This is a genomic window from Oceanispirochaeta sp. M1, assembly GCF_003346715.1.
Lineage (GTDB): Bacteria > Spirochaetota > Spirochaetia > DSM-2461 > DSM-2461 > Oceanispirochaeta.
Genome location: NZ_QQPQ01000083.1, coordinates 1 through 7,292 on the forward strand (window position 1 = coordinate 1; position 7,292 = coordinate 7,292).

The 7,292-nt window shown below is 40.3% G+C and carries 7 protein-coding genes; 2 read left to right on the forward strand and 5 right to left on the reverse strand.

Annotated elements, in window-relative coordinates; all coding sequences use genetic code 11:
• Positions 1–675: 675 nt before the first annotated feature.
• The 3 genes from DV872_RS25340 to DV872_RS25350 all read right to left on the reverse strand — a co-directional run bounded on the left by DV872_RS25340 (position 676) and on the right by DV872_RS25350 (position 3,451).
• Positions 676–1,665 (reverse strand): LacI family DNA-binding transcriptional regulator, encoded by a 990-nt coding sequence (locus tag DV872_RS25340; protein ID WP_114632768.1) that lies wholly within the window; start codon positions 1,663–1,665, stop codon positions 676–678.
• A 285-nt stretch (positions 1,666–1,950) separates the two neighbouring features.
• Positions 1,951–2,343: a type II toxin-antitoxin system HigA family antitoxin gene (locus DV872_RS25345; RefSeq protein ID WP_114632769.1), complete on the reverse strand. Its 393-nt coding sequence runs from the start codon at positions 2,341–2,343 to the stop codon at positions 1,951–1,953.
• A 343-nt stretch (positions 2,344–2,686) separates the two neighbouring features.
• Positions 2,687–3,451 (reverse strand): AraC family transcriptional regulator, encoded by a 765-nt coding sequence (locus DV872_RS25350; RefSeq protein WP_114632770.1) that lies wholly within the window; start codon positions 3,449–3,451, stop codon positions 2,687–2,689.
• A gap of 92 nt (positions 3,452–3,543) precedes the next feature.
• On the opposite strand from DV872_RS25350, the gene DV872_RS25355 reads away from it, so the two are divergent.
• Positions 3,544–4,611, forward strand: coding sequence for a uroporphyrinogen decarboxylase family protein (locus DV872_RS25355; RefSeq protein WP_114632771.1), 1,068 nt, complete (start codon positions 3,544–3,546; stop codon positions 4,609–4,611).
• Positions 4,612–4,639: 28 nt separating this feature from the next.
• On the opposite strand, the gene DV872_RS25360 is transcribed toward DV872_RS25355, so the two are convergent.
• On the reverse strand, positions 4,640–5,887 hold the full coding sequence (locus DV872_RS25360) for a hypothetical protein (RefSeq protein WP_114632772.1): 1,248 nt from the start codon (positions 5,885–5,887) through the stop codon (positions 4,640–4,642).
• A gap of 97 nt (positions 5,888–5,984) precedes the next feature.
• On the opposite strand from DV872_RS25360, the gene DV872_RS25365 reads away from it, so the two are divergent.
• The gene (locus DV872_RS25365; protein WP_114632773.1) at positions 5,985–6,881 is read left to right on the forward strand and encodes a helix-turn-helix domain-containing protein; all 897 of its coding nucleotides are present in this window, start codon (positions 5,985–5,987) and stop codon (positions 6,879–6,881) included.
• Positions 6,882–6,969: 88 nt separating this feature from the next.
• On the opposite strand, the gene DV872_RS25370 is transcribed toward DV872_RS25365, so the two are convergent.
• Entirely contained in the window at positions 6,970–7,200 is a 231-nt protein-coding gene (locus DV872_RS25370; protein WP_158547184.1) for a TIM-barrel domain-containing protein, read from the reverse strand.
• Positions 7,201–7,292 lie beyond the last annotated feature (92 nt).

Consider the following 7,292-nt stretch of genomic DNA (forward strand, 5'->3'; position numbering starts at 1 on the left):
ACTCTTTATAGTCCCGGATTATGTGATCCCAATCTTCTGATGTTCTTCTTTTCATTTTCCACTCCTTTAGAATAGAAAATGCATAGAAATCTCAGTTACTGGTAGATGGGGCTTTATTAGCGGTTACCAATATACTGGGATATATATCATGGTGCAGTAGAATGGTAACCAATGGCTAGCAAACGCTTATTTACCATTGAGTTTGAAACAATGAGAAGTATAAGCCAATTTTAGTAACACTATTTTATTGTAAATGGGGCAAGTTGTTCAGGGTCTTATTTGAGCCTTACATTTCCCATTAGCAATGTCGGTAATCACCAAACCAAATGTTTCTAGGGGTTGGGTTGTTGATTCCTATATAATTCTGACGAACTTTTATAGATTGTTCTAACTCACGAATTATTTTAATAACTGTCCAGAGGAGCAGCCACAATTAAACGGTTATCTTATTTGCATAAATATAAGCTTCAGAAAGGATGTGAGACTGTGAGAGATTAATGTGTAACTCTACAGGTATTACAATAACTGAACTTCAGAGATCGAGTATAATTCTATTTGGTCTAATAGAACGGAGAATGTATAGATTGAACTGCCTACCATTCGACTATATAGCTCTTGAGTGAAGAGCTTGTAATTAGGTAAGGGATTAAGTAAAAGAAAGAGGACTATCTTATTTCATACCTTGCAGGACTGTCTTATGATTAGCTCGGTCGGCAGAATCACCTCATTAGTAACAGCGGGATTCTTATCAATCATCATCAGCAGATTATGCATAGCAGTCATCCCAATCTCATACATGGGCTGTCTAACAGTTGTGAGAGATGGCCATAGGTATTCTGCAAAGAAAGCATCATCAAATCCAGCAACAGAGACCTCTTCGGGGACTTTAATCCCCTGTTCATTCAAAAAATAAAGAACACCAATAGCACTTCTATCGTTAGCTGCAAAAACAGCATCAAAATCTTTTCCCCCTAAATACTCCACTGCAATCTGATACCCATTTTCCTTAGAGAAGTCTCCTTCTACTTCAACAAGATTATTCATGTCGAAGCCATATTCGGAGAGCCCCATCTCAAAACCGTATTTTCTATCATTTGAGTCAATATTATCACTGCTGCCGGAAATGAACAGAATTTTCTTAAAATTATTTTCAGCAAAAAGATGCGCCAGTTTTCTCGCCCCGCCAACATTATCAACTACAACAGATGGAGACTTACTATCATGAAAAGGTTTACCTATAAATATTACCGGTAAATCATTTTCCCGTATTTTCTTCATTAGATCATCAAACTTTTCAAAGGATCTTGAATGTCTGATGATAAACCCATCAACCATATTAGAAGAAATTAGGTCTTCGGCAAGATTCATTTTAGAAATAGATTTTACGATTGTATGATAGTAGGCATCCTGGGAAACATCTGAGACCCCTCTCAATAAGTCCGTGTAATAATGAGCAATATCATCAGGAAGTAATACAGCTACCGCATTCTTCCTGCCGCTGGAAAGAGCTCGCGCTACCATATTGGGTTTGTATCCGAGCTTTTCCATTGATTCCCTGATTTTTTTTACTGTTTGAGGTTTTACACAGTTCTCGTCATTGATCACTCGAGAAACAGTTGCTCTGGAAAAACCTGAATCATCTGCGACATCTTCCAACCTAACCATTAGTACTCCCTATAAATTATCATTATCTCCACAATCATGATCGCGCTCTCATGAAAACTCTATCACTTACTGATTCAGCCGTCAATGCATTTTCATGTAACAGATATGCATTTAAAAAATATTTATATAAGAATATTGATCCAAAGAGAATATCTATAATAACAATGAATAAATTCTTATAAAGTCATTTAAAACTGTGAATTGTGCTCTTACAAAGTGGCGAAGCTCAATACTCCCTTTGCCAATGATCTGGATCGTACTATGAGATTAAATATAAACAAGAACTCAAATAAATACTGTGGGATTAGTATGATACTTCTCAGCCAGTTTTCTAATGTGTCTCAGGTTAAACTCTCTCTTCCCGGAGAGAAGATCACTGATAACAGACTGTTGTGCTACATCAGTGAGATCAGATTGTTTGTGACCATGCTCTTCCATAAAGAAAGCCAGCATTCGGGCAGGGGTAGATTCTCCAATTGGATAGTGTAGCTCTTCATAGCCCTCAATAAGTTTAGATATGTAATCCACCATAAGGGTAAATTCCTGCTGTCCTGCGTTAACCATATCCATAAGACGTTCAACCTGCTTCAGTCTTTCTTCATAATCTAATTCACTACGAATTTGAAGTGCAGTGAGGAAAGCATTAAACTCTTCTTCTTTTGGCAATGCATAACTCATTTTCGACTCATCTTCTCTACATATTTTTTCGAATACTCCGCATGGGTCAGTACTTCAACAACAACGACTGCATCTCGATCAAGGATATATAAGTGTTCTTCTTCATTACACGGTGCCAATCCTCTAAACCCTCTCGACTCTGAGGATGAACTGACAAGGACTCCACTAACCGTTTTTTTGATTTCACTGTCATAAAATAATTATTGTATTTAGCTATTTTTTATTCAATGTGAATATCACTTTTTGCGATATTATTTAGTCAATTTGAATCAATGATTTAATCTTACATTCAATAGAATCTATGAATATTGCTTATTAAATTGATGTGCTGTCATATTTGCCATCACGATCGGTATGTACTTGGAGAAACACCGGTAACTTGTTTAAATACCTTACTGAAATAATACATATCGCAGAATCCCAGCATTTCGGCTATTTCAGAGATAGAATAACTTGTAGCCATCAAATGCTGTTTTGCCTTGTCTATCTTTATTCTGTTTACCAGCTGAATGGGAGTAAAGCCCGTATACTTCCTGATTCTCCTGATGCACTGATTTGGTGAACAATGAAGAGCTTCCGCAACCTCCTGTATCGTATACTTAGAACCGGGATTCTTACGGACCTGATATACGAAGTTGTTTAACCGGGCATCGCTGTAATCGGGAAGACCGAAGTTCTTATGGGCAGAAAGTTTGAACTCACACAGAGCAGCTCTGATCATTATCATCGATTCTTCAGAGAAAGTATCTCCCATGTTATGCAAATCAACAAGCCGGCGCATAAGTGATTTCAGTAGTGCATAATCCTCCAAGAACACATATTCCGGGAGTTCATCGATCCTTTCATTGACAGAGATATTGATGCCGTAAACGCTTAAAGGATACAGAGGATTCTGGGTCACCATGTAATTGTCCTGCATCCTGAACAGCATACAGACTCCCGGTTCAAGCCCATAGCTTATGTTCTCTTTCTGAACCTCTCCCCTCCCCTTTATAACCAGCCAGAGATGGAGCCCCGACCAATTATTGTTTTCAGGAATCCAGTACCACTCTGGTGGACATTCATAGTAGTGAGCAAAATCTATATTTATTACACCCAAGTCACCCATGGTGTTATATTACATATAAATGCTATTTATGTCCATTTTAAAGCATAGCCAAGGTGATATAATACATACATAAAATAGTATGGGAGGCAGATATGCAGTCAAGGGAAAGAATAGTCAACTCTCTAAAGGGTAAGGAGGTAGACCGCATACCCTGGTCTCCCTTTCTGGCATATTTTTGGGAATATCAATCCACTGAAATCCAGCAGAGGGGTCAATTATCCTATCTTGAAGAAATTGGAGCAGATCCCTTTCTAAGAGGAGCCGATCAGGTTCTGCCTGTCAAAATAAAGTACAGGAACTGTGAAATTACTGAGAAGCAGAACGGTAATATTCAAGAAACGACATTCAGAACACCCATCGGTGCATTAAAAATGGTTCATAAATTTTCTCAGAATAGCTGGTTTATATCTGAGCATCCTGTGAAAACACTGGAAGATCTGAAAGTCTTTACCTGGCTGCAGAAGAATATGGAACTTGAATCCAATGCCCCGGAACTAAATGCATTGATATCAAAATGGGGAGACCGTGGTCTGGTGGCACCACTACTTGGATTGCAGCAGAAAAGCTCCTTTCAATCCTTTGTGGAACAATGGTTTGGAACGGAGGAGCTTGTCTACAAGATGATGGACTATCCTGAGGAAATGAAGGCCTGCCTGAATCTGATGCACGAGAAATCATCCTGTCTGGCAGAACTTGCCGTAGATTGTGATGCAGAATATTTCATCTCCTGGGAGGATACATCCACAACGAATATCAGTCCCAGTTTCTATGAGGATTACATTCTCCCCGAAATTAATACCTGGTGCGACATCCTGCACAGATCCGGAAAAAAATACATACAGCATGCCTGCGGGCACCTCAAAGATCTTGTACCTTTGATTGCCGGCTCCCGAATTGATGTCATTGAATCTGTTTCCCCTCCCCCTACGGGAAACATTGAGTTTGAAGATGTATGTACAGCCCTGCCCGAAAACATAGCCATCATCGGCGGTATCGAACCTGTCTTCTTTGAGAGCTGCAGCATGCAGGAACTGAAAGAGAGAGTTAGTCTCCTTTCGAAGAAATTAAAAGGAAAAAGATTTATTCTGGCTAACAGTGACAGCTGTCCTCCGGGAGTAAGCAGGGAAAAACTAGCCTATGTATCCAGCTTATTAAAATAGAGAAACTGATAAATTATAATATGAACTTTTATATACCATATTTATCCATTGCCAGAGATACTTCTTCCCTGGCTATTTTCAGCCACTGAGTAAATCGTTCGGGATGGTTCTGACAGGTATGAGTGTCTTTGAGGACGATCTCCAGTACACATCCGTGTTCCAGTGCCGTCTCGACCGTATTCCGGAGGTATGACCGCACAAGTTCGGGTTGAAACTCTCCCACCAGATTAGCCGGCTGAGGTTTCCAGGAATATATATAATCCCCTTTCAGTTGTTCCGCACAACTCTTTACATCGGCCCAGGGAGAGATAGAAATACGCCGAAGATTCTCAATCTCAAATACATCGTCCATTTTATTGCTTAAGTCTTCACAGCATCCGTATCCGGATAGTGCAAAGGGTTTTAAAAGCTCCTTTTCATAGGGCAAGGCAAACTCAGCATGCTGCTCCGGTCCCACCTGAGCCAGTTCCTGAGACTCTGAGCTGGCCCACAGATGTATGGGAAGAACCTTGTCAGAAGGTTTCGATGCCGAATTTTCTACAGGGAGATACCCGTTCCCACCGGAACTGTGATAGGTCCCATCATTATTCAGCTCCAAAAGATCCTGTTCCAGATACTGCCTTAGAATCTGTTTATGGCCTTCACAAAGAATTGACATTGCATCGTGAAGCATCTCCGGATTAAGAAACATATCCATCATGACCTCTTCCAGTCCCCTCCATTTCGTATACTGACTCAGCAGATGATAATCGATTCTATTTACCCCTTTGACCTGAACGGGCAGGATACCGTCAAAAAGATTCTCCATCATTATTCTGTTATGTTCTGTTTCCTCTTCATTGAAATGAATGATGGGTGATTTAATTTTATTGAGATCTTTTGCATCAAATATGACTGGATCAAAGTGCCATGCCCCACGAGAATCGCTACTGTTTATTTCCCGGCCCTCAATGCCCCAACCGCTTGATTCAATCTTCTTGGGAACCTCCCAGAGAGCCTCAACAGGCTGATCATCAGACATGGTCTCATGATAATAAAGAGTCTGAAGAAGTGCCTCTTCAATATTTCTGAAGTCAGAATCCTCACAGTTGAGGGCACTTGCCGGAATTAATTCCTGCCACGAACCTTCGGGATATATTGATATTAATGGATGCAGTGACTGCAGAGAATTATGCTGTCTCCAGAGTTCCCTCTGTTCTTCCTGCCTTGGATCATCAGCTGCCGCTTTGACACGTTTAGCTAAATCTCTGATGATCTTTATATCCTTTTTATTCATTAGATCCTCCCTCTCGAGAAACAGGATACAATATGTAGAATTGAATCGCTTCCAATATTATTTACCGGAAGATTTTATACATGTATAATCATTGAATATGATAAAGGATCGGAAATACTTACAACCGGATTTAAAGCTTTTAGATATGTCCATTATAAAAGAACTTGGAATCAATAGCTCCCGTACTGCAAGAAACCTACCCTGGCACAAGAATAAGGGCTTTGAACTTACATATGCCTATAGCGGAGAATTTATCTGGGAAATCAGGAATGAAACAGAAATTCAATGGCTCAGGCTTTGTGGAGGAGATCTTGGACTGACTCCTCCCGAGGTCACCCATAGAGGGTATGACAGCCTGATTGGTCCGGGAGAGCTGCTCTATATTGTATTTGATCTTGAATCTGATGGAGCAGAAACATGTACTGGAATGACAAGTGAAGAATTGACAGAATTCAATAGACTCTGGAAAAAAATTGATAAGGGCACAGTCTCAATTGATTCCCGGACAAGATCATACTGTGTTGACCTTGCTGTGCTGCTGAAGGATTCAGGCAGGAGCAAGACTATTCTATTTATACAACATGAAATGCGGCTTCTTATTCTTCAAATATTAATTGGGTCCCTTTCCTGTTTTATGAATCCTCAAAAACAGGATGAGAGCTCCCCAATTAAAAGAGCTTGCCTGTTTATGGAAGAACACATCAATAAGAACCTGAAAATTGATCAGATAGCTGATTCTTCAGGCTTAGGAAAAACACGTTTTTATGAACTATTCCTCAAGGAAAAAGGACTTCCCCCTGGTGATTATTTTAATCAACTTCGTTGTCAGAGGGCTTGCGCCCTTCTTCGTGAAACAGAAAAATCTATCACAGAAATAGCCTTCGATTGCTCCTATTCCAGTAGTCAGTATTTTTCATCCTGTATCCGGAAGTATACGGGATGTTCCCCCACTGAATACAGGGAGAAACATCGCCTAAATTACGGCTCATTTTAAACAGTCTATTTCAAGATATCATACAGGAGTAGAAGCTCACTGCCCTTCCGGAGGAAGGTTGGAACGTCTCCTAAAGGAGCTTTAACACTCAGCGTCTGCCCTCCTTCAAAGGACTCAGCTGTGTAGGGGCATTAACCCAGCTAAAACCAGATGGCAGATACACCTCCCGTTCTCTCAGAGACTCTTTATAGACTGGAGCAACCATAATTTCACTACCAAAAAGGAACTGGTCCTCTATTTCCAGTACACTGGCATCCTCAAAAAAATCGAATATCAGTGGACGCTGTTCCCCGCCAGCTGACGTTTCCGGATTATTCACAAACTTGACAGGATGAAGTATTATTTGAAGACTTTATGAAGTTCCTGTCGTTGACAGAAAAAAAAAGAAGATGCTCTCTACGCCAATAGAAC

What these genes read in the sequence shown, in the direction of transcription:
- DV872_RS25340 (WP_114632768.1), bottom strand. Translation starts at nt 1,665, where the DNA reads ATGGTTAGGTTGGAAGATGTCGCAGATGATTCAGGTTTTTCCAGAGCA.
- DV872_RS25345 (WP_114632769.1), bottom strand. Translation starts at nt 2,343, where the DNA reads ATGAGTTATGCATTGCCAAAAGAAGAAGAGTTTAATGCTTTCCTCACT.
- DV872_RS25350 (WP_114632770.1), bottom strand. Translation starts at nt 3,451, where the DNA reads ATGGGTGACTTGGGTGTAATAAATATAGATTTTGCTCACTACTATGAA.
- DV872_RS25355 (WP_114632771.1), top strand. Translation starts at nt 3,544, where the DNA reads ATGCAGTCAAGGGAAAGAATAGTCAACTCTCTAAAGGGTAAGGAGGTA.
- DV872_RS25360 (WP_114632772.1), bottom strand. Translation starts at nt 5,887, where the DNA reads ATGAATAAAAAGGATATAAAGATCATCAGAGATTTAGCTAAACGTGTC.
- DV872_RS25365 (WP_114632773.1), top strand. Translation starts at nt 5,985, where the DNA reads ATGATAAAGGATCGGAAATACTTACAACCGGATTTAAAGCTTTTAGAT.